The 26867-nt window shown below is 42.6% G+C and carries 27 protein-coding genes; 19 read left to right on the top strand and 8 right to left on the bottom strand.

Translation table 11 applies throughout. The annotated features are described in order from the left end of the window. The first annotated feature begins 154 nt into the window (after positions 1 to 154). From hemB to BUB11_RS29075, 6 genes are all read left to right on the top strand, one after another. Positions 155 to 1132, top strand: coding sequence for a porphobilinogen synthase (gene hemB, locus BUB11_RS09995; protein WP_073029611.1), 978 nt, complete (start codon positions 155 to 157; stop codon positions 1130 to 1132). A 2-nt stretch (positions 1133 to 1134) separates the two neighbouring features. After that, on the top strand, positions 1135 to 2130 hold the full coding sequence (nirJ2, locus tag BUB11_RS09990; protein ID WP_073029610.1) for a putative heme d1 biosynthesis radical SAM protein NirJ2: 996 nt from the start codon (positions 1135 to 1137) through the stop codon (positions 2128 to 2130). A 1-nt stretch (position 2131) separates the two neighbouring features. Next, entirely contained in the window at positions 2132 to 3154 is a 1023-nt protein-coding gene (gene ahbB / locus BUB11_RS09985; RefSeq protein ID WP_073029609.1) for a siroheme decarboxylase subunit beta, read from the top strand. A gap of 17 nt (positions 3155 to 3171) precedes the next feature. After that, positions 3172 to 4464: a glutamate-1-semialdehyde 2,1-aminomutase gene (gene hemL, locus BUB11_RS09980; protein ID WP_073029608.1), complete on the top strand. Its 1293-nt coding sequence runs from the start codon at positions 3172 to 3174 to the stop codon at positions 4462 to 4464. A 71-nt stretch (positions 4465 to 4535) separates the two neighbouring features. After that, positions 4536 to 4832: a hypothetical protein gene (locus BUB11_RS09975; RefSeq protein ID WP_073029607.1), complete on the top strand. Its 297-nt coding sequence runs from the start codon at positions 4536 to 4538 to the stop codon at positions 4830 to 4832. A gap of 353 nt (positions 4833 to 5185) precedes the next feature. Next, positions 5186 to 5377, top strand: coding sequence for a DUF3102 domain-containing protein (locus BUB11_RS29075; protein ID WP_242947511.1), 192 nt, complete (start codon positions 5186 to 5188; stop codon positions 5375 to 5377). A 203-nt stretch (positions 5378 to 5580) separates the two neighbouring features. Here BUB11_RS29075 and BUB11_RS09965 read toward each other — a convergent pair whose 3' ends face one another. Then, positions 5581 to 6240, bottom strand: a complete 660-nt coding sequence (locus BUB11_RS09965) for a DUF975 family protein (RefSeq protein WP_073029606.1) — start codon at positions 6238 to 6240, stop codon at positions 5581 to 5583. Positions 6241 to 6538: 298 nt separating this feature from the next. Here BUB11_RS09965 and corA point away from each other — a divergent pair, with 298 nt between their 5' ends. The 3 genes from corA (at position 6539) to BUB11_RS09950 (ending at position 9733) form a co-directional block, all read left to right on the top strand. Then, complete coding sequence (gene corA / locus BUB11_RS09960; protein WP_073029605.1) at positions 6539 to 7492, top strand: magnesium/cobalt transporter CorA; 954 nt, start codon at positions 6539 to 6541, stop codon at positions 7490 to 7492. Positions 7493 to 7599: 107 nt separating this feature from the next. After that, positions 7600 to 7887, top strand: a complete 288-nt coding sequence (locus BUB11_RS09955) for a putative quinol monooxygenase (protein ID WP_073029604.1) — start codon at positions 7600 to 7602, stop codon at positions 7885 to 7887. Between the two features lie 151 nt (positions 7888 to 8038). Next, positions 8039 to 9733, top strand: coding sequence for a M3 family oligoendopeptidase (locus BUB11_RS09950; protein WP_073029603.1), 1695 nt, complete (start codon positions 8039 to 8041; stop codon positions 9731 to 9733). Between the two features lie 116 nt (positions 9734 to 9849). On the opposite strand, the gene BUB11_RS09945 is transcribed toward BUB11_RS09950, so the two are convergent. The 3 genes from BUB11_RS09945 to BUB11_RS09935 all read right to left on the bottom strand — a co-directional run bounded on the left by BUB11_RS09945 (position 9850) and on the right by BUB11_RS09935 (position 13439). After that, positions 9850 to 10842 (bottom strand): MBL fold metallo-hydrolase, encoded by a 993-nt coding sequence (locus tag BUB11_RS09945; RefSeq protein ID WP_242947510.1) that lies wholly within the window; start codon positions 10840 to 10842, stop codon positions 9850 to 9852. Positions 10843 to 10928: 86 nt separating this feature from the next. Beyond that, positions 10929 to 12101, bottom strand: a complete 1173-nt coding sequence (locus tag BUB11_RS09940; RefSeq protein ID WP_073029602.1) for a TraB/GumN family protein — start codon at positions 12099 to 12101, stop codon at positions 10929 to 10931. A gap of 339 nt (positions 12102 to 12440) precedes the next feature. Continuing rightward, entirely contained in the window at positions 12441 to 13439 is a 999-nt protein-coding gene (locus tag BUB11_RS09935; protein ID WP_073029601.1) for a rhodanese-like domain-containing protein, read from the bottom strand. A gap of 377 nt (positions 13440 to 13816) precedes the next feature. Here BUB11_RS09935 and BUB11_RS09930 point away from each other — a divergent pair, with 377 nt between their 5' ends. From BUB11_RS09930 to BUB11_RS09885, 10 genes are all read left to right on the top strand, one after another. After that, positions 13817 to 14440, top strand: a complete 624-nt coding sequence (locus tag BUB11_RS09930) for a rhodanese-like domain-containing protein (RefSeq protein ID WP_073029600.1) — start codon at positions 13817 to 13819, stop codon at positions 14438 to 14440. 59 nt (positions 14441 to 14499) lie between these two features. Then, positions 14500 to 16746, top strand: a complete 2247-nt coding sequence (gene phsA / locus BUB11_RS09925) for a thiosulfate reductase PhsA (protein WP_073029747.1) — start codon at positions 14500 to 14502, stop codon at positions 16744 to 16746. Next, a complete protein-coding gene (locus BUB11_RS09920) occupies positions 16746 to 17327 on the top strand; it encodes a TorD/DmsD family molecular chaperone (protein WP_073029599.1) in 582 nt (193 codons plus the stop codon). Before phsA ends, BUB11_RS09920 begins: the two co-directional genes overlap by 1 nt. Next, entirely contained in the window at positions 17320 to 17883 is a 564-nt protein-coding gene (locus tag BUB11_RS09915) for a 4Fe-4S dicluster domain-containing protein (protein WP_084110232.1), read from the top strand. The genes BUB11_RS09920 and BUB11_RS09915 overlap by 8 nt, the downstream gene beginning before the upstream one ends. Position 17884: 1 nt before the next feature. Next, on the top strand, positions 17885 to 18796 hold the full coding sequence (gene nrfD, locus BUB11_RS09910) for an NrfD/PsrC family molybdoenzyme membrane anchor subunit (protein ID WP_073029598.1): 912 nt from the start codon (positions 17885 to 17887) through the stop codon (positions 18794 to 18796). A 284-nt stretch (positions 18797 to 19080) separates the two neighbouring features. Further along, positions 19081 to 19509: a Rieske (2Fe-2S) protein gene (locus BUB11_RS27790; RefSeq protein WP_073029597.1), complete on the top strand. Its 429-nt coding sequence runs from the start codon at positions 19081 to 19083 to the stop codon at positions 19507 to 19509. A 114-nt stretch (positions 19510 to 19623) separates the two neighbouring features. After that, complete coding sequence (locus BUB11_RS09900) at positions 19624 to 20250, top strand: cytochrome b N-terminal domain-containing protein (protein WP_073029596.1); 627 nt, start codon at positions 19624 to 19626, stop codon at positions 20248 to 20250. A gap of 311 nt (positions 20251 to 20561) precedes the next feature. After that, positions 20562 to 20789, top strand: coding sequence for a hypothetical protein (locus tag BUB11_RS28020; RefSeq protein ID WP_207650036.1), 228 nt, complete (start codon positions 20562 to 20564; stop codon positions 20787 to 20789). A 125-nt stretch (positions 20790 to 20914) separates the two neighbouring features. Then, entirely contained in the window at positions 20915 to 22378 is a 1464-nt protein-coding gene (locus tag BUB11_RS09890) for a hypothetical protein (protein WP_073029594.1), read from the top strand. A gap of 155 nt (positions 22379 to 22533) precedes the next feature. Further along, positions 22534 to 23436 (top strand): selenium metabolism-associated LysR family transcriptional regulator, encoded by a 903-nt coding sequence (locus tag BUB11_RS09885; RefSeq protein WP_073029593.1) that lies wholly within the window; start codon positions 22534 to 22536, stop codon positions 23434 to 23436. Positions 23437 to 23476: 40 nt separating this feature from the next. Here the strand turns inward: BUB11_RS09885 and BUB11_RS09880 are convergent, their stop codons facing one another. The 4 genes from BUB11_RS09880 to BUB11_RS09865 all read right to left on the bottom strand — a co-directional run bounded on the left by BUB11_RS09880 (position 23477) and on the right by BUB11_RS09865 (position 26848). Continuing rightward, on the bottom strand, positions 23477 to 23968 hold the full coding sequence (locus tag BUB11_RS09880) for a YeeE/YedE thiosulfate transporter family protein (RefSeq protein WP_073029592.1): 492 nt from the start codon (positions 23966 to 23968) through the stop codon (positions 23477 to 23479). Between the two features lie 15 nt (positions 23969 to 23983). Further along, positions 23984 to 24214: a sulfurtransferase TusA family protein gene (locus BUB11_RS09875; protein ID WP_073029745.1), complete on the bottom strand. Its 231-nt coding sequence runs from the start codon at positions 24212 to 24214 to the stop codon at positions 23984 to 23986. Positions 24215 to 24223: 9 nt separating this feature from the next. Beyond that, the gene (locus BUB11_RS09870) at positions 24224 to 24856 is read right to left on the bottom strand and encodes a YeeE/YedE thiosulfate transporter family protein (protein ID WP_242947509.1); all 633 of its coding nucleotides are present in this window, start codon (positions 24854 to 24856) and stop codon (positions 24224 to 24226) included. A gap of 306 nt (positions 24857 to 25162) precedes the next feature. Next, positions 25163 to 26848, bottom strand: coding sequence for an FAD-dependent oxidoreductase (locus tag BUB11_RS09865; protein WP_073029591.1), 1686 nt, complete (start codon positions 26846 to 26848; stop codon positions 25163 to 25165). Positions 26849 to 26867: the final 19 nt, after the last annotated feature.

The raw sequence follows: 26867 nt of genomic DNA, 5'->3' as shown, positions 1-26867 counted from the left end.
TTGAATGATATAAAAATGAAATTGCACGTTCACCAAAGCTTCAGGGAAGTGGTTCTTTGTGGTTGGCTTGATGGTTCTCTTTGCAATTTCATTTCATTCATTGGCTACGAAGGGGTAAACGACGAGGGTTAAGACGAGAGGGGGTCTATTAAAGATGGAATTGAAAAGGCGTCCCCGCCGTTTGCGGGCTAACGAGACTATCCGCAGTATGGTACGGGAAAACCATATCAGAATTGAAAACTTAATTTACCCAATGTTTGTGATGCCGGGAGTAAAGAAAAAGGTGGAGATTTCCTCCATGCCTGGAGTATTTAATTATTCACTCGATGAATTTATCCTTGCACTTCATGAAGTTGTAGAACTGGGAGTACCTGCTGTCTTGTTATTCGGGATTCCGGAGAGCAAGGACAGTGTGGGGTCAGGGGCTTACCATGAGCATGGAATTGTACAGCAAGCTGCACGATTAGCTAAACAACACTACCCAAATCTCTATATTATTACGGACGTATGTTTGTGTGAATATACGGATCATGGACACTGTGGCCTGATTGAAAATGGACAAGTATTAAATGACCCGACGCTTGACTTACTTGCCAAGACGGCACTTTCTCAGGTCCGTGCAGGCGCGGATATGGTTGCCCCTTCCGATATGATGGATGGGCGAGTCGCAGCTATTAGGGACTTGTTAGATAAAGAAGGTTTTTCTCATATTCCGATTATGGCCTATTCGGCTAAGTTCGCCTCCGGATTTTATGGACCTTTCCGAGAGGCAGCGGGATCGACCCCTCAGTTTGGAGATCGCAGAACCTATCAAATGGATTCAGCCAATGGCAATGAAGCTATGCTGGAGACGGATTTGGATATAGAAGAGGGAGCCGACATGATCATTGTAAAGCCGGCTTTGTCTTATGGAGATATTATATATCGAACTAAAGAGAAATACGGTGTGCCACTTGCGGCTTATAATGTCAGCGGAGAATACGCCATGGTCAAGGCTGCTGCTGCCAATGGGTGGATTGATGAGAAGCGCATTGTCTTAGAGGCCCTTCTGAGTATGAAGCGTGCCGGAGCAGATTTGCTGATCACTTATCACGCTTTAGATGTGGCCCGTTGGCTTAGAGAGGAGCGTTAAGCATGATTGTTTCTTGGAATACGACAAATGATTGCAATATGTTTTGTGATCATTGCTATCGTGATGCAGGTTGTAAAGCAGAAGATGAACTCAGCACATCTGAGGCAAGGACTTTGCTGGAGCAAATTGCTAAAGCGGGGTTCAAGATTATGATTTTTAGTGGGGGAGAGCCTTTATTAAGACCGGATATTGTTGAACTGGTGGCCTATGCCACCTCACTTGGATTGCGACCTGTTTTCGGAACGAATGGAACTCTAATTACCTTAGAGTTAGCGCGTCAACTTAAAGAGGCCGGTGCCATGGGAATGGGTATATCACTAGACTCTCTTGACAAAGCAAAACATGATAAATTCCGAAAATTTCCGGACGCCTGGGACGGGGCAGTGCGCGGGATGAAAAATTGCCGCGAAGTCGGACTCCCATTCCAGATTCATACCACAGTTATGGATTGGAATGCACACGAGGTGGAAGCCATCACGGATTTTGCTGTAGAAATGGGCGCAGTAGCTCACCATTTCTTTTTCCTCGTACCGACAGGGAGAGCTGTGTCCATCGAGGAAGAGTCCTTAAGGGCTGAGGCCTACGAAGATATCTTAACTCGAATTATGAAAAAACAGCAGACCGTCGATATCGAATTAAAACCTACATGTGCCCCTCAGTTTATGAGAATTGCCAAACAAATGGGGATTGATATGCGCTTTAGCCGCGGTTGTTTAGCGGGTACGGCTTATTGCATCATTGGACCAAAGGGCCAAGTCCAACCCTGTGCTTATTTAAATATTCCGCTAGGGGATGTCAGAGAGACTCCCTTTGATGAAATTTGGCGTAATAACGAAGTATTGCAGACCTTGCGTACCCTTGATTATAAAGGCGGCTGTGGATCATGTCAGTATAAACGTGCTTGTGGCGGTTGCCGTGCACGTGCTGCCTATTATAACGAAGGGGATTACATGGCCGAGGAGCCGTGGTGCTTATACCACGGAAGGAAGGGGGTTTAGTATGGATGCAACCGATCGCTCCTTACTGAATGCCATCCAAAATGATTTTCCGATAGCCGAATATCCCTATCGAATCTTAGGGGAAGCAGTTGGAATAGATGAAACTGACGCCTTTATCCGAATTCAACAACTTAGACAGGATGGGATTATTCGTCGCTTAGGCGGGGTTTTTGATTCTCGCCGTTTAGGGTATTACAGTACATTATGTGCCGGTAAGATCCCTGAAGAGAAAATCCCTGTTTTGGCTGAACTCCTTGACGGAATTTCCGGGGTGACACACAATTATATTCGTGATCACGCCTATAATGTTTGGTTTACTCTAATAGCTCGCTCACACTCTGTCGCAGAAAGCATCCTTCAAAACATCCATGAAGTGATGGGATTAACCGACATCTTTACCCTTCCGGCCTCCCGCGTTTTTAAAATCAATGTGAATTTCGATTTTGATCAGTCTATTGACGATATGGAACGCGAAGAAGGCCAGAATACTTCTGGGGATGATGTATTGCGCGGAGCGCATAAGGAGGAAGTCCCTCCTTATGAATTAACGAATGATGAGATTGTCCTAATTCGAGTAATTCAGGGTAATCTGCCGGATTCCCCAACTCCATTTACAGTCCTGGCCGAAAGTATCCATTGGCCTACTGACAAGGTTATTTCTGTTGCAAATCGTTTGTTAGAAGTAAAAATTCTGCGGCGTTTTGGTGCAGTTCTTCGTCATCAAAAAGCAGGCTTCGTAGCCAATGCCATGGGGGTTTGGCAGGTTGATCAAGAAGAGGCGGATAAGGTCGGGCAAATCATGGCACGCTTTAAGGAAGTTAGCCATTGTTACCAGCGGCCAACTCTTCCTGATTGGCCCTATAACATCTTTACCATGATACATGGTCGCTCTGCGGAGGATTGTGAAGACATTATGAAGAGAATTTCGCTGGCAACTGGGGTAAAGACATATTCTATGCTCTTTAGTGTTGCTGAATTAAAAAAGAGCAGTATGCAATATTTTCTAGAAGAAGAGGCTGATTAGAAAGGGGCTGCAAAATATTGGGTTTTGTAGATGAAAAAAGCCGACAAGCGTTTGCCAGGGCCCAGGTTGTTATTCCCGGAGGAGTAAATTCGCCGGTTAGGGCCTTCAAATCCGTAGGTCGTGACCCTGTATTTATAGATCGGGGACAGGGAGCCCATATCTGGGATATTGACGGTAATCAATATCTTGATTTTGTCGGTTCTTGGGGCCCATTGATTGTTGGACATGCTCATCCGGATGTTGTGGCTGCGATTAAGCGAGTAGCCGAGCGCGGAACGAGTTACGGTGCACCTACCGAAGTCGAAACTGTATTAGCAGAGGAAGTCTTGAAAGCTTATCCTTCTATGGAGATGATACGCATGGTCAATTCCGGAACGGAAGCGACCATGAGTGCCTTACGTCTGGCTCGAGGGGTGACTGGCAGGGCCAAAATCGTTAAATTTGAGGGTTGCTATCATGGTCATGCTGACCAACTTCTGATTAAGGCCGGGAGTGGGGCTCTTACCTTTGGTGTTCCAACCTCTCCAGGAGTTCCGGCCCAAACGGCAGCCACCACAATCTCTGCTCAGTTTAATGATCTTGAAGGGTTAAGAGAAATCTTTAAACGCGAAGGGGAAGAGATTGCTTGTGTAATCTTAGAACCAGTTGCAGGAAACATGGGTGTAGTTTTACCTGAGGGAGAGTTTTTACAAGGGGTTCGACGTCTAACAGAAGAGTATGGTGCTTTACTTATCTTTGATGAAGTAATGACTGGTTTCAGAGTAAGTTATGGAGGGGCCCAGGCCCATTATGGGATAGATCCGGATTTGACCTGTCTGGGCAAAGTCATTGGCGGGGGACTTCCGGTTGGCGCTTATGGTGGAAAGCGTCAATACATGGCCCAGATATCCCCTAGCGGACCAATTTATCAAGCGGGTACTTTGTCGGGTAATCCCTTGGCGATGAACGCCGGTTTAGCAACGTTAAAATTACTTCAACAACCAGGTACATATCAAAATTTACAAGCCAAGACGACTCGGCTTGCTGAAGGTTTAAAACAGCTTGCGCAAGAAGCCGGACTTCCTATTTGGACCAATGCCGTTGGTGCCATGTTTTCCGCGTTTTTTACAAATATACCGGTCAAAGATTATGCCAGCGCCTGTACATCAGATGTAGAACGGTTTGCTAAGTTCTTCAGGGGAATGTTAGAGCGTGGCATTTACTTAGCTCCCAGTCAATTTGAAGCAGTCTTTTTATCAATGGCACATACAGACTCAGACATAGACCAAACCTTAGAGCAAGCTCGGATCGTCCTTAAAACTCTCTCGTAAGAAGTCCTGAAAGAGAACAGAGGGGTAAACTGGGTTATTTATGGTAACCTTATCAGAGAGGTGTCTTCTGCATGAAATCTAAAAGGGTCGTGAGAACTCTTATTACGTTAGGCCTAATAGCAGCCTTGATAGCTGTGCTCTATGCGTCACAAAATAGCGATCCATCGAATCCACATTCATCGGTGCCGGAAGAAACTTGGATTCATGGCCCCAAAGGACACGGGTATGCTGTCATGAATAACCAGCAACCTTGGAAACAGTGCTATGAATGTCATGAAAAGAAAGGTTTGGGCGGCGAAGTTTATTGTCAGAGTTGTCATGATCAATCAGGTGTAAACGTACTGATACCCCAAAAACCTTCGCAGTAGTTGTTAGGATTTACTGATCCAACCAATATTTATTCACTGTCTGTTACTTAGGGCTTGCTAACCAACCCTTTTTTCTCTTAGGCAACCAGAATATTACGATTTTCCGCCTTAATATCCAACCCAGACTTTGGGCAATCCGACAAGGGTGGATTGGCGCTATAGCCCTCACGCTTGTATGGGGCTCGGCATATCCTATAGCGGGATCTGAAAAGACATTCCATAAAGGGATTGGCAGCCGGTATGAGGAGGGAAATTTCCAACAGGACGCCTGAGCAAATCCCCTCCGAGGTTAACTTTGTCAAGGAACAAAGCAGCAAAATGCTGCTTAGAACGCCGTTGGGATCGGAGGTTGTTTGACGGAAACCAAAGAGCTGGTACCCCATGGGGAATGGCTCAAATGGCTGATTGAATCAGTGAGTTACTCCCCCCGTCGGGGAAGAGAGGCCAAATGGTGCATCGATGCACCATTTGATTTTAACTCCATGTACACGGTTTTTGACGCCAAAGGCAGTTTTTTCATGCACATATTAAGAAACTACCTGTAAACCCTTGCAAAGTCTTGACTTTTCGATAAATTAGCAAGCCCTACTTACGAATAAAACGCTGAAAAAGATGATCTTTTATCAGCGTTTTTGCGATTTCCGATATTCTCGATTCTCTTGGAAGTGGTTTAAGACTAAACATATCATGCTGAAAACTAAGGCTAAAAGAAATGCAATTATTGGGCAGTGAGTAGCTTCGCGAAACCTTAGAGATGATCTTTCAAGTCTTGATAGAAGTTTGCCTTGGCTGTCTCGTAGTAGGGAGTAACCCATAAAAATGCTATCCCTAAAGTTATTACGCCCAATAGAAACCAGCCTAGGTAACTTAACCAAAACTTAAACAGTTCAGATTTAAAGCCAACCATCATGAGTTTACTTTGGTTTAATGCCTCAAAGGCACTTAGCTGAGGGTTATCTATCATAATATAGTAGGCCATGGAATATCGTAAAGCAGCAATAATTCCCGGAATGATAAGAAGAAGACTCCACAAAATAATGAAAATTGTCATGAGGAGATCCAGAACAAAGGCTTTTAGGAAAAACTTAAACCCTCCAAACATATCCTCAATGATCGGTCCTTCTTGCCTTACTAACTTGAGAAAATAGCCTGATACCCCGAGTGTTATTGGTCCGATCAAAATGAAGCTTAATAAATCAGCTAAGCGCGTCAAGGTGCTTGTATAAGGAACACTAATGAGTTCTCCATTAAGCCAAATAAATTGAACGGAATGTATCGCATTTACATTTCCTTCTGTAAAAGCAATTGTGAGTAGCCAGGCAATAAAACTCACAATTCCGGCTTGAAGCCATCTGTCCTTTAACTGTTCCCTCGCCCTAAGCTTCAGATCATAGCTTTCTTGAGGCATGTTTAGTCTCCTTTCATCTTGCCTGATTGATAGGCAGAGCTTTAAGCAGATATTATTAGAATTTCATTCAAAAATGGTCTATTATTATATAAGGCTCACTATACAAACCTTTTATTAAGTATGCGAGGTCTGCTCAATCGGTTACGCAACTAAATCTTTGAGGACCAAGATTAACTGCAGGACAAAGGCAAAAGTCAATCTGAACAAGTTTTAGTATAAATAAGTGTTCAGGCAATGAGTAAAGATACAGATAATAGCTAAGATAAGAGTAGAGACAAAAGACAGGGGGACAGTTATTTTGATTCGAACCTTCGGATTTAAGAAGGACTCAGACGCTTCTTTTAACTTCAATTTAGATAGTTTAAGTGAAAATGACTTTCAATGGTATTGGGTTGATTTTGATAATCCGAGTGAACCTGAAATAGACTGGTTACGCAAGTACTTTAATTTTCATCCTTTGTCTATTGAGGACAGTATTTACTCATTAAACAAACCAAAATTAGACTATTATGAGGGATACAGCTTTTTTATTCTTAATGCTTTAAAAAGTGATACTCTTGGCCCAACGGAAATATCCTTATTTGTTGACCAAAATTATATTATATCCTTCCACACAGAAAGCTTGACAGAAATAGATGAAGCTTGGGAACGAGTGACTGGAGAACGAAGCAATTGGGAAAAAGGGCCCTCATTCGCAGTATATCAAATTCTTGATAAAATAGTAGATCAGTATTTCCCGGCTGTTTATGAGATAGAGGATAAATTAGATAGAATAGACTCAAATCTGGATAATAAATCCAGCCATAAATTATTAGATGATGTATTTCAAATAAGAGGAGATTTACTGAAATTACGAAGAATCGTAACTTCGATGAGAGACTTGTTGTATAGAATATTAAATTCTGAGCGACTCCCCAGCTTCAAAGAGCATAAACTGTATTTTTCAGATATTCATGATCACTTATTAAAACTAACGGATATGATTGAATCAAACCGAGAAATAACTTCTGACCTGCGTGACAGTTATTTGTCGATGAACTCAAATTGGATGAATAAAAATATGATGGTATTGACGGTGATAACCACCATTTTTATTCCGTTAAACTTTGTAGCCGGAATTTACGGCATGAACTTTGAAAATATGCCGGAATTGAATTGGAAATACGGTTATTTCATAGTTTTAGGAGTAATGATCGGTATCGGTATATCTATGTTCCTGTGGTTTAAACGCAAAGGATGGTTTAATACATAATAGTGTCTTTATAAAATATTGTGAAAAATTATTATATTAATCCCATTATAGGTTAAAAATGGTATAATTGAAACTATGTAATCTTAAAGTAATGAGGGGGTAAGAATATGATTAAAGTTATTGCTAAGCTAACGATTAAAGAGGACAAGATTGAAGAATTAAAGAGCATCATTCCTGAATTGGTTGCAGAAACCAGAAAGGAAGATGGATGTCTTAGTTATCAGTTGTTTCAGGATGTTAAAAATAAAAAGATGCTAAGTTTTGTTGAAGACTGGGAAAGCAATGAAGCGTTGCAAAGACATATGAACTCAAAACATTTTCAGGAAGCAATGCCTAAGATAGCTGAACTTCAAGAAAAGGAAATGGAACTTAGCGTATGTACATTAGTTATTTAAACAAAACCATATAGTCATAGTCACGCTGCAAACATTAGCCGGGGAAAAACTCTTAGTTTCCCGGCTTAAACTATTACTAAGACTTTTGTACTTGTAAATTTGAATCTGTGAAATAATAAAGGTAGAATCAGACATAAGGAAGGTGAATACCATGAAATTTAAAGAGTTTGCTTATATACGGCCAGATTTAAGAGAGGTAGAGACCAAGTTTTCTGACCTTTTAATTAAGTTCGATCAGGCTGAAGATTTTCAGCAACAGGACGTTGTGATGGTAGCGCTTAATAAGCTAAGAAGCGAATTTGAGTCAATGGAGCAACTTGTACATATACGGCATACCATTGATACTACGGACCCTTTTTACGAGGAGGAGCAGGCCTTTTTTGACGAAGGAACACCGATTTATCAGGGCTTGATCTCCCGATATTATCGGTCCTTGGTCAAATCTAAATTTAGAAAGGCCTTAGAAGAAAAATGGGGAAAACAGCTTTTTGTCAAAGCCGATCTAACAATCAAAACCTTTGAACCAGAAATCATTGAAGATTTGCAACAGGAAAACAAACTATCTAGTGAATATACCAAACTCATTGCTTCGGCGAAGATAATGTTTGAAGGGGAAGAAAGAAATTTGCCGGGGTTGGTTCCTTTTCAGCTATCAACTGATCGAGCTACGAGGAAACGTGCCAATGAGGCTAAATATGCTTTCTTTAAGGCTAATGAAGTAAAGCTGGATGAAATCTATGACGGCTTGGTTAAAATCAGGACACGGATGGCCCAAAAGCTAGGTTTTGCAAATTATATTGAACTTGGGTATGCCAGGATGCTTAGGTCAGACTACACACCAGAAATGGTGGCAGACTTCCGTAAGCAGGTTAAAGAGTCTATTGTCCCAGTGGGCAGCAAGTTGCGAGAACGACAAAGAAAACGGCTGGGGTTAGATACTCTGCCATATTACGATGAGAAATTCAGTTTTCAAACAGGTAATGCTACTCCTCAAGGGGATCCTGAATGGATAGTGAGTAACGGTCGACGTATGTATAATGAATTGTCAAAAGAGACCAGTGAATTTTTTGAGTTTATGGTGGAAAATGAACTGATGGATTTGGTAAGTAAAAGGGGCAAGGCGGGGGGAGGCTATTGCACTTATATTAGTCAATATCAGGTTCCCTATATCTTCTCGAATTTTAATGGTACATCAGGGGATATTGATGTTTTGACCCATGAAGCAGGACATGCCTTTCAAGTTTATTGCAACAGAAATTTTCAAATTCCCGAATATCATTGGCCAACATACGAAGCATGCGAGATCCACTCGATGAGCATGGAATTTTTCACGTGGCCTTGGATGGAACTTTTCTTCAAAGGGGATACGGATAAATATAAGTTTAGCCATTTGAGTGATGCTTTACTGTTTATCCCTTATGGGGTCAGTGTGGATGAATTTCAGCATTTTGTCTACGATCACCCAGAGGCCTCTCCACAGGATCGAAAAGCTGTCTGGAGAGAGATTGAAAGAAAATACCTGCCGCATAGAGATTATGAAGACAATGACTATCTGGAAAGGGGCAGTTACTGGCATCAGCAGGGACATATTTTTGGTGATCCGTTTTATTACATAGATTATACCTTAGCTCAAATATGTGCCTTCCAGTTCTGGAAAAGGTCCCGTGAAAATAGAGAATGCGCTTGGACAGATTACCTGAGGCTTTGTCAGGCCGGGGGCAGTCAATCCTTTTTGGAACTCGTTAAGTTAGCGAATTTGGTTTCACCGTTTCAAGATGGTTGCATCTCCTCTGTGGTAAAGGTCATTGAAAACTGGCTTAATGGAGTAGAGGATTCAAAGCTCTAATCAGTAACTAAGGAGTGCGTGAAAACTCAGTTCTAAATTCCAAGCGGTTACAACAAAAAGGCGTCCCCTTTCCACTATCAAAGTGGAGTGAGGACGCTTGTGCTGTCTTGTATGTACTAACGTGGTAATATCCAGGTTACACCTGTTTCTTGGATGGCAACCTTTTCTATTTGGCCGGATGCCGCTTGACGGAAACGGGTAATGGGTTCATCCATGGGCTCTCTGGATAGGTTAAAAGCTCCCCAATGCATGGGGATAATCCATTTCGCCGACATTTCCTCGGCCATTTTCCAGGCCTGTTCAGGAGTAGCATGTTTAGCTTCAAAGGACTTTGGCGAGTAGGCTCCAATACCCATTATAGCTATGTCAATCGGTACCCCACTCAGTTGTTGTTGAATGAGTTCAGTGTAGCCTGTGTCCGCTCCGAAAAATATATTAATACCATTTTTAGATAAGAGGAGACTATTCGCTTCCATACCTTTTTTCCAAGGTATCCGGGCTCCCCAGTGTTTACCCTCGATAGCCTTAACTGCGACTCCAGCTAAAGACTTACTGTCTTGCCAATGCATTTCTTCGATGGATTTAAACTTCATCCCCTTCCACAAGGGTGAGGTATTTTTCGCGGTAACAACAGAGGTATTTGGTGATTGAAACTTCCGTAAGGTTGGATAATCGAAATGGTCTGTATGAGCGTGGGATACAAGTAATAAATCAATAGCACCCACTTCGTCGCTGCTCAGGGCGGAAGCTATATAACGGCTGGGCCCTATTGTCAGATCACCAAGGGGTGTAATACCAATATTTGAGTTTAAGGCAGGATCAATAAGGATTCTTGTACCAAAGAAGTTGATTAAAAAGCTGGCGTGACCAAGCCAAGCTACCGTGACTTCATCATTTAACCATTTACTGGGAGCGGGAATATAGTTGGGCTTTATTAATTTTTGTCCGGACTTTTCCCCACTTCGCTCGCCTAAGACATTAGTAATAGCGAAATAACCTCCTGTCAATCCTAGCGTGCCTAATATGCCCAGGTTGATAAATTCACGACGCGTGTATGGTGTCGGGGGTTGGTGACGTGACTCCGGGTCAAATAAAATACCTTGTTTCAAGAGTATCACTCCTGCATGCAAATGTGACTATAAACTCATAAGTCCGTATTTCTGGGAGATAATTCTTTGCGCGGTGTCAAAGGATATTACAAATTCTCAAGGAATAAACGGACTACATCTGCTCCACCAACGATTGTCCCTATTGAGCCTCCCAAATTTGCCATAGTGACTATAATTAGAATCCTCGTCACCTTATTATTCCAGAAACCTTTAAGACTAAAAACATCCTCAGAAAGATTTTCAAAGTCTCCTACACTGGGTCGACGAATATAAGCTTGTACAATGCCGGCAAACCATCCGGCTGCGATTAGTGGATGTAAGGTAGTTATTGGAGCGACTACAAAGGCTGTAAGAATAGTAAGTGGATGACCAAAAGCAAGGGCAGTTCCCAGTGCGGCAAAAGATCCAGTCCATAGTACCCAACTTATTGTTTGCTGAACTCCAGCAGATGGATTTGCAATGAAAGTATAAATAATAACCGCCATAATAAGAAGTGGAATCGACCAACCAATAACTTTAAGAACCTTTGATTTAGCAGGAACTTGAGATAAAAGCGCTAAATCGTGCTCTTTTTTCAGTTCTTCTTTGATACCGGGAACGTGTGCCGCCCCTAAAACAGCAAGAATCTTATTACCCGGAGCTTCTTTAATTTTCTGAGATAAATACTGATCTCGCTCATCAATAAGAGGAAGCTTTAATTTAGGGAAGCTTACTGTAAACTCATTAAGTATAGAATTAAGCATATCTTGAGATTTCATCTTTTCAAGATCCTCTTCTGAAATGTCTTCGTCATCGAATATACTAAAGAAAATCCCCGTTAGAAGCTTAGCTTTTCCCCAAAACCCTACCCCTTGCCAAATACGAGCAAAGGTTATTTGAATATTTCTATCAGCTAGTACAAGGGTAGCACCTATTTCTTTGGCCGATTCAGCCCCTTGAATCATTTCTTGTCCTGCATTAATACCAAATTGTTTTGCTATACGCTTTTGAAAGGAGGATATTACAAGATTAATCAAAAGTAATGTGGCTTTCTTTTCTTTAATAATCTTAAAGATATCCGTCTCTTTCCACTTGTTACCCTCAATAATCGTTTGATATCTAGGTTCATCCAACTCAATACATACAGAGTCCGGCTTTTCGAATTCAATAACTTGCTTCACTAGTTCGGCGCTTTGTTTAGATACATGCGCAGTGCCAATAAGTATAAATTCTTTACCTTCTAAATTTATTCTAGTAATGTTTTCATTTTCTTCAAACATAGACTACCTTCCTTTATGTCATTATTTTCTAACCATTTTCTCATTTTTCATCACATATTTCATTGTACTCTAAATTACCTGTTTTCTACAAATCAGTTCCGGATGGATTGACCCCAAAGAGCAAAGTATTTGGCCATATTTACTTCGTATTGAGCATATCAATTTCTGATTTAAGCTGTTTTGTATATTTCAAGACGGTAACGAGTCTATTTATATAAGGATGCTATGAGGTTGAGCAGTATAAGCTAACGTATACCTTTAAAAAGCGAAGGAAGAGATGGCTTAGCCATCTCTTCCTTCGCTTTTTAAAGGTCGTTCCATTTCAGTGTTATTAAGAAATTACTGAACAACTTCGTAGGATTTGTCAGCACTCCATCCTTTGCTAAAACCAGCCATACCGAATCCAAAATTCAGACTCTTTGTGGGGATGCCATAGATATTAAGCAAGGAGTCGGTCTGTCCAGCTGTTTGGCCGGTATAACAATAGACAACGACAGTTTTCCCTTTGCTGTTGTCTTTGATCGAATCAAGGTTTTTAGCGATGTCTGGACCGTAGGGAATATTCACAGCGCCTTTAATGTGACCTTTGGCAAAATCTTCTGCTTTGCGAACATCAACAATGTAGTATTTGTCAGCCTCTTTAACTAGGGCCTCTTTCATAACCGGGAGATCAATCTTATAGGAGTCTTTTGGCATTTCATAAAAATACTTCTGGACTGCCTCATCAATTGCTTTACTTTTACTAGCAACTGCAGGAACCGTTGGCATGGCAGTCGGTTCTGTTACAGTCGGATACTTCTGTCCTAACCAACCTCTGTTCTCAAAGCCTGGAGTACCACTGCCACCCATACCTGAGTTTAAGGAGAGGGTCTTAATTCCGGCAACGTTGAGAAGAGAATCTGTTTGACCAGCGGTCTGTCCGGTATAGCAAGCAACGATTAAGGTTTTGTCTTTGGCGATGGCACGAATATTGTCGAGGTTTTTGGCGATATCTGGGCCGTAGGGTACGTTAATGGCTCCCTTGATATGCCCTTGAGCATATGCATCTGCTTTGCGAACATCCAATACTACGTATTTATCTGGGTTTTTGTCGAGCTCATCCTTTAAATCTTTCTCAGCAATCTTATAGGAATTCTTCACAGTGGAGCCCATGTCATTGAAATAAGTTTCAACGGCCCCTTTAATTGCCTTTACTGAGTCCTCTGCAGGAGCAGATGCGGTTGCTGCTGGTGGATTGGTAGGGGTAGTGGCAGCTGGCTGTGTTTGACCACAACCAGTAACGAGAAGACCGGTAATAACAAAGAGGGATAAGATGGGTGATAGTTTTCTTTTTAACATTTAAAAACATCCTTTCAAATTTAAATTATATTCTAAGCATTATTAGAATATGTGATTTTAAATTAAATATTCGACGCAAATGTGAAAAAACCTTTTATCACAATTAATTTAAGTATATAAATATTTATTATAAGTCTATAATATTAATTAATAGGAGTGTTATTTCCTTTAAATGCAAAGGTTTAATATATAAAATAAACTTTAACCTTATAAATATTTATTATAAGCCTATAATATTTAATGATATAGGATTTAAGTGATAATTTGAAGGATAAACTTGCTGTTTAGCGAATAGATATAGCAATGGTCTCTTAGCGATGATTAAGAATCATCCTAATTAGACTTGTGAATTAATTATTAAGAGGAGGGCGAAAACTTTGAAAGCTAAGTCGGTGTCAATGCAATCCATAGGTTTGACCGTTATCTATTTATTGTTATTAGGTTTTGGCATGACTTTTTTAGTCGGCTGCGGTAATAGCTCGTCAACGACGGGTACCGTCGACAAGGGGCAAGATCCGCCGAAGACTAATGTTAACCAGAATGCCAACCAACCGGTCCAAGGCGTTCCCGCCGAAATACCGTCAACAGCCAACATATCCGTCGATGATTTGGAGGCTGTCCTAGAGGATAATAAAGAGTTGCAGTTAATTGACGTTCGTGAAGCCAGAGAATTTGCTACAGGGCATATTAAGATGGCTTTTAACAGACCTTTGGGTAATCTGGAGAATAGCCTTGCTCAAATTAGTAAGGACAAAGAGATTGTATTGATCGATCTTAATGGTAGTCGTGCCCAATCAGCTTGGCATGTGCTGGTAGAGAAAGGCTACGACCAAAGCAAAGTTAAAGTCTTAACTGGGGGCATGTTGCAGTGGAGAGGGATCGTCAGTTCAGCCGGTAGCAACAGCGGTGCTGACACTAACAATAGCAGTGAAACAAATACTAGTGGTGGTAATGCTGCAGAGCCGAAGCCTGAGGTTCAGGAAATGGTAGGCGGTTGTTAGTCAAGTTGAAGTTGGGAAATCAAGTCTGGCATGATTTTGTGAGGGATGGAGGGAAAACTATGAAACGAAGAAATTTCTTAAAGGGCGTACTTTATGGAACTGGCGCTACCATGGCGATCGCGGGTGGGTTTGGTACCTTTAATAAACTGGGCTCAGTCAAGGCTGAGGCCATAGGTGAAGATCTTGAAACAACGGTTTTTTCTTCCTGTGAAATGTGTAGAAACCAGTGCCCCATTGCCGTTAAAGTCAAAGACGGGAAAGTTGTCAAGATTGATGGTCATCCGGATGATGCAGCTTTCGGTGGCGTAATCTGTGCTAGAGGAAATGCAGGTCCGTCACTGCTATATGACCCCCAACGGATTAAGAAACCGATGATTCGTACGGGTGAACGAGGGGAAGGGAAATTTAAAGAAGTAAGTTGGGACGAAGCATACACCTATATATCTGATAAATTATATAACGTTAAGGATCAATACGGCGGGGAAGCGATCGCCTTGGCCAGTCGTAAAGGACCCCATGATTGGTTTTTCCGGTCGATTGGCAAAGCTATGGGTTCCCCGAATGTGTTTTCACATGAGGCGACTTGCCCGATGACTCGATCCGTGGCCTTAGACACTACCTTTGGGAATGAAGCAATTGCTGCTGATTATGCCAATACAAAGTATCTTATCTCGATTGGTCGAAACTGGTTTGAAGGAATTCACGTTGCTCAGACCAGAGCTGTTTCCAAAGCACTTAGTAATGGGGCTAAACTGGTAGTACTCGATCCGCGTTTTAGTATTACTGCCTCGAAAGGAGAATGGCTTCCTATCAAAGCCACCACTGATTTGGCCTTTGTGATGGCTATGGCCAATATCATGATTGATGAAAATCTCTATGATAAAAACTTTATCTCCCAATATACAGAGGGTTTTGAGAAATGGGCTGAAGAAGTAAAGGATAAAACTCCTGAATGGGCAGAGAAAGAAACTGGAATTTCGAAAGAAAAAATCATCCGGATAACCAGAGAGTTTGCGGCTGCCAAACCTCAAGCTATCTTAGACTTTGGCTGGCGAACAGCTTATACACCCAATGACTATCAACTGCGTCGGGCAATTCTGATCGTTAATATGATGATTGGAAACTTAGAAGTTCCAGGTGGATATTATCGAACCAAACCCGCAAATTTCTTGAAAGATTTCCCTGATCAAGCCGTTTACGCTAAAGGGTTAGGGAATATTACACAACCGAGTTTCCCTAAGGCTTCCCAAGGACGAATTGATGGCACAGGCGTCAAAGGCACACCCGGTCAAATCATTCCTGCCTATGATGGGGCCGTGGGGAAAATTGTAGAGAGCATCTTAACTGAAGAGCCCTACCCTATCCGGGCATGGCTTGTTCATCGATTTAATCCCTATATATCCCTCACTGAAAGTCCAAGGGTTTTGGAGGCGTTCAAAAAGCTAGACCTTTTGGTAACTTGTGATGTTTATATGACTGACACCGCTTATTTTTCGGATGTGGTATTGCCGGAATGCACTTATTTAGAACGCTCTGAACCAATTTTTGATATGTCGGGATTAACGCCCAAATACGTAATAAGACAAGCTGCGGTACCACTGGTTTATTCGGATACAAAACCATACTGGCAGATTTATAAAGAGCTTGGCGAAAAAATGGGTATTGGTGATTATTTCGAATTTAAGGATATGGAAGACTATATGAGTCAACAACTCCGTCCTACTGGTATAACCTTAGACAAAATGAAGGAAATGGGGGTTTGGACTCCTCCTGGGATGAACGCGTTCTATGTTCGAGCAAGCGATGCTAATGCATCCTTGGATAACGTTTTGTCCAACCATAGCAAAAAGATAGAAATCTTCTCTGTAGATGTTGAAGAAGCAACAAAACAAGGTGTTCCGAAATATATCAGTCATCCTCAACCAGAAGAGGGTAAATTCCGTTTTGTCCAGGGTAAAGTAGCGGTACACACGAATGCCGGAACGGCGAATGTCCCGATCCTGAATGAGTTAATGCCGACAAACACGTTGTGGATGAATCCTGTAAGCTGTACAAAACTCGGCTTGAAAGATGAAGATGAGATTGTTATAGCCTCTGGTCTATATGAGCATAAGGGTAAAATAAAAATGACTGAAGGAATTCGGCCGGATACCGTTTTCTGTTATCACGGTTTTGGTCGAGTTTCACCGGAGCTTAGAAGAGCTTTTGGCAAGGGGATTAATGGTAATCACTTAATCCCTAATGAAATTGGGGAAGTTGGCAACACCGTTACATCCACCACGTTCGTAACGGTTCGGAAAGCCTAATGGACAAAAGCATGATTGCCGAACTGTATTTGTCGTTTGCAGCAGTTTTTCATCGACCAAATCCAGACGTTTCGGATCATTTAGAAGAGTTGGTTGATCTTTGGTCTGAAGTAATTCCAGAAATAGACGAAGCGGTTCAAAAATTAGCAACCTTTTGCAGGGAATTTCCACCAGGGGAGCAGCGGCTCAATGCTTTATGGGAACACTATATTCCACTTTTCGAAACGGGTGAAGTTGAAGCCTCCCCTTATGCCTCGGTTTATAGCGGGGAAAAAGGTTTAGTGTTAGGTAAAGAGGCTTTTAATGTTCAACAATTCTACGCAAATTGTGGGTACGTTATGGGAGAAAAAAGTGGAGAACTTCCTGACCATTTAGCGGTGGAATTAGAGTTCTGTGCCTTGCTGGCCCGAAATGGACAGTCTGAAGCCTTGATGGAGTTTCAAAAAAAGCATTTAACCCCTTTTTTAAAAAGCATTTTACCAAGGATTAAGAATTCTGATCGTCCAGTTTACTCTGATATTGCCACAATTCTTGAAATTAGACAGCTAAATTTACAGAAAGAGGGTGATTTTGTTGGCTAAAAAGTATACTATGATCATTAATCTGGCGAAATGTATTGGCTGTCAGGCGTGCACAGTCGCTTGTAAGTTCCAAAATAATGTACCAGATGGAAAGTTTAGAACAAAGACTCCGGCAAATGAGCTGAAGGGAACCTATCCAAATGTTTCGATATATTTTGTAAAAGAAGCCTGTCAAATGTGCCAAAAAGCACCTTGTGTCAGTGTTTGTCCAACAAAAGCTTCTTACTACAATGAAGACGGAGTGGTCTTAGTCGATGAGGACAAGTGTGTTGGTTGCCTGTATTGCATGACTGCCTGTCCCTATGATGCTCGTTTTCTCAACAAGGAAACCGGTGCGGTAGACAAATGCACCTTTTGTTACGAATTAAAGGTTTCTAAAGGGGAAAAACCTGCTTGTGTTTCAACCTGTGTCGGAGGTGCTCTCATCTTCGGCGACCTTAATGACCCGCTTAGTCAAGCTTCTCAGTTCTTGGCAAAGCATAAAGGAGAAGTTCGCAAACCTGAGTTAGGCACTCACCCAGGTGTTTATTACATTTATGAAGGGGTGGTGAAATAACATGGATGTTATTTGGGGTGTTAGTGTCAATGAAGTTGCTTGGGGTGGATTGATTGCGATTTATTTATTCCTGGCAGGGATTGCCGGCGGAGCATTCTTAACTGCTTCATTAACGGATCTTTTCAGCAAACGATATCCTAAAGTAATTCGGTCAGGGGCTTACACTGCTGTAGTCAGTATCATTATCGGTTTGGGGTTATTAGTTGTTGACTTAGGTCGACCGTTAAGCTTTTGGAAACTCCTTCTGAATGTGAATATGGGATCTGTCATGTCGATCGGTGTTTTTATTGTCTCGGGTTTTACAGCTTTATCAGTTGTTTATGGGTATCTTATATGGTCGAGCGCAGCATCGCAAAAACAATTTAATATGACTTCCGCGAATACTGAAGTAACTCAAACTTCTGTAGTGCAGGGTCTTCAAGCCTTTCGTAAACCGGTGGCTGGCTTGGGAGTTTTGTTTTCTATTGGGACTGCGACCTACACGGGTTTCTTATTATCCGCTGTTACAACCAATAACTTCTGGTACACACCATTTCTTGGGATTGAGGCAATTCCATTCTTGCCGATTCTATTTTTGGTGTCTGCTTCTTCAACTGGTTTAGCAGCAACTTTGATAGGTGCTTTTAACGGCGGGGATCTAACAGCCTATAAAAAAGTTGACATGGTTCTCATCATCCTTGAAATGGTTTTACTCTTCATTCTTTATCTATCGGTTGAACCAATATTCTTTAGTGGAAGCATGGCTACCCTGTTCTGGTTAGGTGTCGTTACGGTAGGATTAATAGTTCCCTTACTTTTATCATTTTATGGAATTACTAAACACAAAAATGTGATTTTACCAGTTTGCGGAATGGTTGTCCTTGGGGGATTAAGTTTGCGATATTTTGTTGTGTATACTGGGCAGTTGTTTTAACTGATATTGTCAGGTTATATAAAATCTCAATAGTTTTATTCTTACTTATACGGGCTTAGAGCTCGTTTTCTTTTAAGCATTAAGGCATGATTCTACTAAAAGTAAAGTATTAGTATTAAACTATCCACTATGGGTTTTACGCAGTAGAATCATGCTATCACTTCAAAAGTCGAAAAATAGATTAATAGCATATAATAGAATTGGAAAGATTAGTCTAAACAAATTATCCTTGCTAAAGTTTAAAGAGAAATGTACGAAGATCGTTATTAAAGAGGGTGGACCAGTTGACAATTGATCAGTCACTCTATACTAGGCGGCAAGTATTAGGTCTGGGACGAAAGACTCTGCTAGTCCTAGGGGTAGGTTGTCTTTACCCTGTCAGTCGCTTTCTAAGAGCTAAAGAAAATTCACTGGCCGTGGCCCGTATCGCCAGCAGTGAGATGCCCTTGAATATAAGTTGGCAACGACTGGGCCAAACCCGCTTTTGGTTGCGGCAAGGAAATGATGGAGTGGAAGCGATGTGGGCTAGTTGCACTCATTTGGGGTGTGAGGTGAGCTACGACTCTGTACAGGATCAGTGGATTTGTCCCTGCCACGGCAGCCGCTTCGACAAGGATGGGCAGCCTGTATTAGGTCCGGCGGTGATTCCTTTAGTTCGGGCGGAAGTGAAGGAGAAAGACGGTTTTTATCTGCTGCACCAACCAGCAGTATAGGACATTAGACGGCTGTCAAATAATATCTTCACTGCTAATACCGCTGATCTTAACTGGTAGGCAAAGTGATTAGCAGGGTAGGCAATTCTGATTAAGCCGGATGGGGAGAATAAGATGGGAAAGCAAGGAAACTATTCCTTTACGGGACATATTCGCCCCCGCCAAATAAGAGCGGGTGCTCTACGGTTAAGAGCCACATTCTGTTTGGGTGGATTTTCTTTTTTGGCCTTTATAGTATTGACTATTACGGGTGTGTTACTCTTGTTCTATTACCAGCCCGGAGATAGGGCCTTTGCTTCTCTGAGTGAAATTAATTCGGTGCTGCCTTACGGGGGATTCCTTCGATCCCTGCATTTCTGGGCAGGCCAGCTGATGGTGATCAGTGTTTTTCTGCATATGGTACGGGTTGTATGGTCAAGGGCTTACCGACCTTTACGCGAGCTTAATTGGATTACAGGGGTAGTGCTTTTTGGCTTGACAGTAATCTTAGATTATTCCGGTTACCTGCTTCGAGGGGGGCAAGAAAGCGGGGCCGCGGCAACTGTTGGTCAAGCTTTGTTTACATCGTTACCAGGGGGAAAAGCTTTGGCAACTGTTTTTTTTGGACAACCATCCCCCCTCAATGGTAGTACCTTAAATATGTTCGTTTGGCACGTTTTCATTTTAGCAGGTGCCGTTGGTTTTCTGCAGATGTTTCATTTTTGGAGGATCCGGCGAGGCGGGGGGGTTCGACCTTTATAAGATGGGCTCTGTAGGTGGAGACTAGATTAGGGTAAAGAAAACTTATAAAAGCGGACATGCTCTGACGTGAGGAGAGAATACATGGACCTAATAGAAAGTGAAAGGCCGCAAGTGCCTGTGGAGGTTGAGCAGAGCGGAAGTCAGGAAAAATTACCGTTGATTGAATTACAGGTGAGGGAGTATATTGGTACTTTTCTTTGGTTGGGCCTTTTATTTGCATTAACTGCTGGATTAAAAGTGCCTTTGGATAGCTCACCGAAGGCCGCGGCGATAAGTATATCCAAAGCTCCCTGGGTATTTGGCGCAATCCAGTGGCTTTTACAAAGGTGGCCAGCGTGGCTCAGTGGGTGGGTTCTACCGCTTCTGTCAATGTCAGTATTATTAACCCTTCCTTGGTGGGGACGAAAAGTGGGAAAGACATGGGCCTGGATAATTTTCCTGATCCTAAGCTTGGTTTGGGTAGGATTAACTTTCGTATACTGGTCAGAAAGTATAAACTGACTGTACCAGTCAGAAATGATAACTTTCTGGAAGCATAAGTGCAACTAAGGCTACCGCCGACGCCTGAAGCTGCAAGAAAGCTAACACGTGCGAAGACGGTGTCTTCGGGCGCTAGCCAAGTTTTCTATATATACGTTTATGGGGTGAAGGAGGATTTTCCGGCATGACCAAGCGATCACGATTAATAATACTGCTGGGGTTAGCCATCATTTTTTGCCTCACAATGGTTTTCTTGGCGGTCGATTCGTTTAGCTCATCTCCTTGGCAGGATTGGCAAAGGAAGTATTTCCAAGCGCAGATTGAAGAGCTTCAAGGAACTATGTCCACTGTTCAAGGAGAAGAGCAAGTAAAAAAACTGGCACAGGAAATTAAAGTGTGGCAGGATAAGAAGCCAGCTCTGCAGGAGATACGCCTATCAAATGGTCGCATTGAACGTTGTACTACTTGTCATTTGGGAATCGAAGAAATTTCTGTTTCTCACCCCAGTGATAGTATTGGCTGTACAGTTTGTCACGGAGGGAATGCCCTGTCTGTGGATGAGCAGACTGCTCATGAGGGGATGTATGGGGGGGGGCATCCTGGTCAGTTAGAGGTGACTCGCATAAGTTGCGGAGGGAACTCGGAAGTAGGGCAATGTCATAGTGGAAATCGGCAAGAGTCTGACAATCAAGTAGATTTGCTGACCACTGCCTTGATGGCCAGCAAAGGAGGAGAACTTTCCATGACCAGATATATGCACGGGCTGGATATTCCGCCACGGGTGCTGCTGAAACCTGGAGAGACCGCGGCGGATTTCCCAGCGCCTTTTAACCAGCGTGGGGAAGAGCCGAAATTCCAGCAGAACTGTTTAGCAGTTTGTCACCTGACCGGGGGAGAACTACCGGGGCAAGAAGTTCAGGCCAACGGGTGCGAGAGCTGTCATGTATTAAGCAATCCACAACACACCTATGAGGGAAAGGATGTCACCATCCCTCGGTCAAAATCAGGTTATGGGATGTCCCACTCTCTAACCGTGCAAATCCCTTACACCCAGTGTAATCAATGTCATAATCAGGGAGATTATAAGGTCGATACTATGGATTTTATTCCTCGCCCTGATTTAGAACGTGTTAAATCTTCGCCACCCCCGGATAAGGAAAGTCTGGAGACGCGCTGGCAGAATGTATATTCCCCGGGATTGGTCTTTACTAAATGCGAAGTCAACTTGGACTGTGTAGACTGCCATACCCGCCAGGAGACTATGGGAGACGGGGAAATGTATTCTTCTGAATGGAAAGCGTTGAAAATCCAATGTCGGGATTGCCATGGAAGTACGGTTAGTAAGCCCATTGAGTGGGAGATAACGGATAAATCCGATATGGCCTGGGTAGAAGCACGCATCAATCCAGCCTTTCCATCTCTCGAAATGGGGGATGTCATTCTGAAGACGGCAAAGGGCGAGGAATTAGCTTACGTCCGTCAGGAAGACGGCAAATGGTTCAGTTATCGTAAAACAAATGGGGAAAAATATCTAATTCCCCAGGTTATTGATAGTCAATGTCGTCAGGACCCGGATAAGCAGTCTTCCGATGACTGCCATAAATGTCATGATGTCTCGAAGGATAAACCTTCCTCGGGAGGAGAATGAGACTGCAACTGAAGCGATGAGGGGGAAGAAGTATGTGGCAGATAGTCTGAAATGAACGGAGGCCAAAGCTTGGTTGATTGAATTCTATAGTGCTTGGCTATACAATACTGATATATGTTTAATTCCTTAGAAACTTAGAGGATGGTGAAATTGTATTGGATAGTAACCAACTCAAGATCTTTTGTATGGTAACGCGTCAACAAAGTTTTTCAAAAGCAGCAAAATTATTGCATATGAGTCAACCGGCCGTTAGCACACATGTTAAAAATTTAGAAGAATACTACCAGGGGCAATTGCTTGACCGAACTCCACAGGGCGTGACGCTTACCAAGGCTGGCGAAGTCTTTTATAACTATGCACAAAAGATCCTTGACCTTCAAGACGAAATGGAACAACAAATCGAAACTGTCTTCAAGCATGAAAACAATCAAGTCATAATTGGGGCAAGTACCACTATTGGAAATGTCTCTCTTCCCTGCTCGATCTATTTGTTTAAAGAACAATACCCGGAGGTCGAGCTTTGCCTAAATATCGCCAATGCCGAAGAGGTCCTTAGTATGGTGATTTCTGATGTCGTTGATATCGGTGTTGTGGAAGGGGACACAGAGTCTTCTACCCTTAAATCCCTTCATGTTGCTTCGGATGAATTGGTACTTATTGTCCCTCCTCAGCATCCTGCTGAAGGAGGCGTTATCTCCCTGCAAGACTTCCTCAAACAACCGCTAATTATGCGAGAAGATGGATCAGGCACACGTAAGATTTTAGCAACAGCTTTAGCTCGTCATGGCTATTCTGTGAATCAGCTGAAAGTGATTACCGAGATGAAGAATATCTATGCCATCAAATCCGCCGTTGAGGCAGGATTAGGGGGATCAGTTATGCCACTGCTCGCAGTTCGCAAAGAAGCTTACACGGGGACGCTTAAAGTCCTAAGGATTATGGACATGGAGATGCCTCTCATCTTTAATATTGTTTATCCTAATAATCGACCACTTACGACGAAGGCAAAGCTGTTTATTAAATTCCTTACGAATCCTGAAGAAAGTTGCCTTTGTTGAAAATAGGAACAAATGTAAAGAGACAGCGTCGGCTGTCTCTTTACATTAAATATTTAAGGAGAAGTTTTGATCCTAGCCATGTTCCTAAAAAGACCGCGAATGCAAAAATCCATCCGGTAAGAGAACTAGAAGCAATTCCATTTAACAGGGCGCCTACATTGCAACCATATGCAATTCGTGCTCCGTATCCCATGAGCAGTCCACCGATTAAAGCAGAAAAAAAGAACTTTTTATCCCGGATTGGTCGAAAGCGAACTTGTGAAGCCACCAATGTTGCCCAAAAAGCACCCAGCAACAAACCGAGGTTCAAATAGGTTCCTGAGGCAGCCATTAATCCCTCAAAGGTAAATCCTCGGTCACTGAGAACTCCAAGGTTAGTACCGATCCATTCCGCCCAAATTTCTATATTCCAAGTAACTCCCCAGGGTTGACGCCTCACGATCAGCACAAGTATGTTTAGGAGACCTAAAATAATTGCCCCTATCCAATAAGCCCAAGGGCCATGGATGATTGTCTGTAAAGTCTTTTTCATTGCTGCACACTCTCTTTAATCATGCGTTTTTGTCAGCTCAAGATGCCATATTCCATTCGCCACTTCTTTTTCTTCAATAATATATCGATTGGCTTTTGCCCATACAACAATTCCCCTTGAGGTACAACTGTGTTCAGTTTCTAGGACCAAAATATCCCCGCATTGCATGGACGACAACTTTTTTTTTGCTTTAATTAGGGGAATTGGACACATTTCTCCCCATATATCAATTGAAAAACGAGTCATAGCTTTCACCTATTCCCCTAATTGTTTTTTTTGCCACCATCTAGCTAACTGCCATAAGGTTAATAAAACGATTAATTCAAGAATAAGGGTTGGAACCCAACCGAAAATGTCCGGCAAAAAAATTCCTGGCCATTCACCAAAGGTATACCTCCAGCTTTTCAACGATCGCTCTCCTAAAACTGAGCCTACAGCTAAACCGAAAAAAGCCAGCATCTGCATGGCAAAACCTTCTCCGATACGGATTATAATTCCGGTTGAACAGCCGCCAGCCAGCACCATCCCTATCCCGAACAACAAACCACCGACAACAGTGTGCACGCCCATGGGAAAGATATTAAGGGATAAGGGGATATTACTCTGCGAAGCTCCCCAGGAAACCAGGGCAAAACCAAGGATACTAATTCCTAAAAGCAAAAGAAAGGCTCGAGTGAGTTGAGTCATACCAATCAATATGGGATCTCGTAATGCAGACACAAGACAAAAGCGAGACTTCTGTAAAACAAAACCCAAACTTATCCCTAGAGCCGTAATTAGCGTAAGACGGATACTTATTTGAGAAAGGAGAAGGAGCAACAATGTGAGAAAAAGGATAAACCCGATATTCCATTTCCTTTGGGAATGAAAAGCACTATTGATCGACACTGACCAATCTCCCCCTCACATAGTCACCTAAAACAATATAGACAATAAATATCATATCATAAATATTGTTGTCAAGCTCAGGCTATAGAGGAAATTGATAGATAAATTTCTTCCATTTAGACCATATTTTTTTAGGAAGTATCTCAACTTCTGCTAAGGAAGGAAGTTTTAACAATATGAAAAGCACGTTGATTGTCCACGTCAACGTGCTTTCACTATGATTCCTGTCATGTTTCCTCTGTGAATAAGGCGAGGGAGGATGGTGACAGGAAAGTTTAGGAAATTCCTTCCCAACAGCCGGAGGGACTACTGTTTAAAGAAGGCACTTCCTACATTAAGTCCTCCTTGGAGAAACGCCACCTGAGAAATACCTTTACTTTGGAGCATGCATGCAGCTTCGTAGCCCCTTATTCCTAATCCGCATACGGTTACAATTAAAGAATCCCTGGGGATCTCTTCCCAACGTTCTCGGAGTTCGCCTAACCCAATCACCATGGTCCCATCAAGGGACAGCGGGTTAGCCATCACTTCGTCCGGCTCACGGATATCAAGAATACAGAGCTTTTCTCCAGCCGCTAAGCGTTTGGTGACGTTTTCCGCTGTGATTCCTAACGCTATCCCCTGACGCATGTTTTCTAACGTTGTAGCAGCATGTATGAGCACATCAATAGCGGTGGCAAATGGCGGTGCATAGGCTAGGTCTAAATCGATCAAATCTTCTGCCTTAGCGCCAAATTTAAGCGCGGTTGCCAGTACATCAAGTCTCTTGGCACATTCCCCTATGCCACAGACTTGGGCGCCAAGTAAGCGGCCATTTTCCTGTTCAGCAATTAATTTAATCGTGATAAGAGCATGCATGGGATAATAGTGAGTAGCATCAAGGCCGCTGCTCACACTGGTTACGACATTGTATCCTCGATTGCGAGCCTCCTCTTCGCCTAATCCCGTGCGACCGATAGTGAGATCAAAGGCTTGAAGAATAGATGTTCCCTCGACTGGGGCAAAGCGAGCGGGGATTCCAGCAATATGATCTGCGATAACGCGGCCTTGCTTGTTAGCGGTCGAGGCCAGCGGAATATAAACAGGTTCCCCGGTAAGGAGATGACGTTGTTCGGCACAGTCTCCGCCAGCATATATAGCCGGATCATTGGTCATCTGATGCTCATCGACTTGAATTGCTCCTGTGTTGCCAATCGTGAGCCCGGCCTCTCTGGCGAGACCAATTTCTGGACGAACGCCAGTGGCGATAATTACCATTTCCGTTTCAATTGTTCCTTGTTCTGTTATGACTCGGCATACATTGTCTTCAGCATCTCCTTCGAAAGCCTTCACTTTACAGGAAAGTTGCAAATCAACGCCATGTCCCTTTATTTTTTGCTCAACCAGTTTGGACATGTCAGAATCAAGTAACTTTGGCAATACCCGAGAATCTGCCTCACAGATTGTAACCTTCAAACGAGGGCTAACTAGTGCATCCGCTGTTTCTATTCCGATTAACCCAGACCCAATTACGGTGACATGCTTCACCTGCTTTGTTTTGATCAAATCCTTGACACTCTGGGCATCATGCGGATGATGCATGGTGAATATCCGTCCTAACTTAACGCCAGGAATTGGCGGTATACTCGGCTTAGACCCGGTTGCGAGAACTAAATAATCATAAGGCAAGGCATCCTCGAGATTTGTGAGCAAATTTCGGACCCAAACTCTTTTATTAATCCTGTCAATTTTTATAGCTTCTGTTTGAGTGTAAACTTTTGCATTCTTTTGTGCCGCAAAAAATTCCGTATCTCTAATTACACCGTAGGAGGTCGTCATTAAATCTTCTAATCGGGGCACTAAGTTAGCGACATAAAATGGCAGTCCACATCCACCGTAAGAGATTAGACTTCCTTTTTCTAGGATGGTAATCTCAGCATCCGGATTAATACGCCTTAAACGTGCAGCCACTTTAGGACCAATAGCAACCCCGCCTACAATAATTACTTTCATGAAAGCTCCCCCTCATTAA

Source organism: Desulfosporosinus lacus DSM 15449 (assembly GCF_900129935.1).
Lineage (GTDB): Bacteria > Bacillota > Desulfitobacteriia > Desulfitobacteriales > Desulfitobacteriaceae > Desulfosporosinus > Desulfosporosinus lacus.
This window is presented reverse-complemented; position numbering and strand designations above follow the sequence as displayed.

Coding starts and splice junctions, on each gene's coding strand:
- ahbB (WP_073029609.1), top strand. CDS start 2,132: ATGGATGCAACCGATCGCTCCTTACTGAATGCCATCCAAAATGATTTT.
- phsA (WP_073029747.1), top strand. CDS start 14,500: ATGAAACGAAGAAATTTCTTAAAGGGCGTACTTTATGGAACTGGCGCT.
- BUB11_RS09955 (WP_073029604.1), top strand. CDS start 7,600: ATGATTAAAGTTATTGCTAAGCTAACGATTAAAGAGGACAAGATTGAA.
- nirJ2 (WP_073029610.1), top strand. CDS start 1,135: ATGATTGTTTCTTGGAATACGACAAATGATTGCAATATGTTTTGTGAT.
- hemB (WP_073029611.1), top strand. CDS start 155: ATGGAATTGAAAAGGCGTCCCCGCCGTTTGCGGGCTAACGAGACTATC.
- BUB11_RS09965 (WP_073029606.1), bottom strand. CDS start 6,240: ATGCCTCAAGAAAGCTATGATCTGAAGCTTAGGGCGAGGGAACAGTTA.
- BUB11_RS09940 (WP_073029602.1), bottom strand. CDS start 12,101: ATGTTTGAAGAAAATGAAAACATTACTAGAATAAATTTAGAAGGTAAA.
- BUB11_RS09890 (WP_073029594.1), top strand. CDS start 20,915: ATGACCAAGCGATCACGATTAATAATACTGCTGGGGTTAGCCATCATT.
- BUB11_RS09975 (WP_073029607.1), top strand. CDS start 4,536: ATGAAATCTAAAAGGGTCGTGAGAACTCTTATTACGTTAGGCCTAATA.
- BUB11_RS09880 (WP_073029592.1), bottom strand. CDS start 23,968: ATGAAAAAGACTTTACAGACAATCATCCATGGCCCTTGGGCTTATTGG.
- BUB11_RS09920 (WP_073029599.1), top strand. CDS start 16,746: ATGGACAAAAGCATGATTGCCGAACTGTATTTGTCGTTTGCAGCAGTT.
- nrfD (WP_073029598.1), top strand. CDS start 17,885: ATGGATGTTATTTGGGGTGTTAGTGTCAATGAAGTTGCTTGGGGTGGA.
- BUB11_RS09935 (WP_073029601.1), bottom strand. CDS start 13,439: ATGTTAAAAAGAAAACTATCACCCATCTTATCCCTCTTTGTTATTACC.
- BUB11_RS09900 (WP_073029596.1), top strand. CDS start 19,624: ATGGGAAAGCAAGGAAACTATTCCTTTACGGGACATATTCGCCCCCGC.
- BUB11_RS09875 (WP_073029745.1), bottom strand. CDS start 24,214: ATGACTCGTTTTTCAATTGATATATGGGGAGAAATGTGTCCAATTCCC.
- BUB11_RS09865 (WP_073029591.1), bottom strand. CDS start 26,848: ATGAAAGTAATTATTGTAGGCGGGGTTGCTATTGGTCCTAAAGTGGCT.
- BUB11_RS09950 (WP_073029603.1), top strand. CDS start 8,039: ATGAAATTTAAAGAGTTTGCTTATATACGGCCAGATTTAAGAGAGGTA.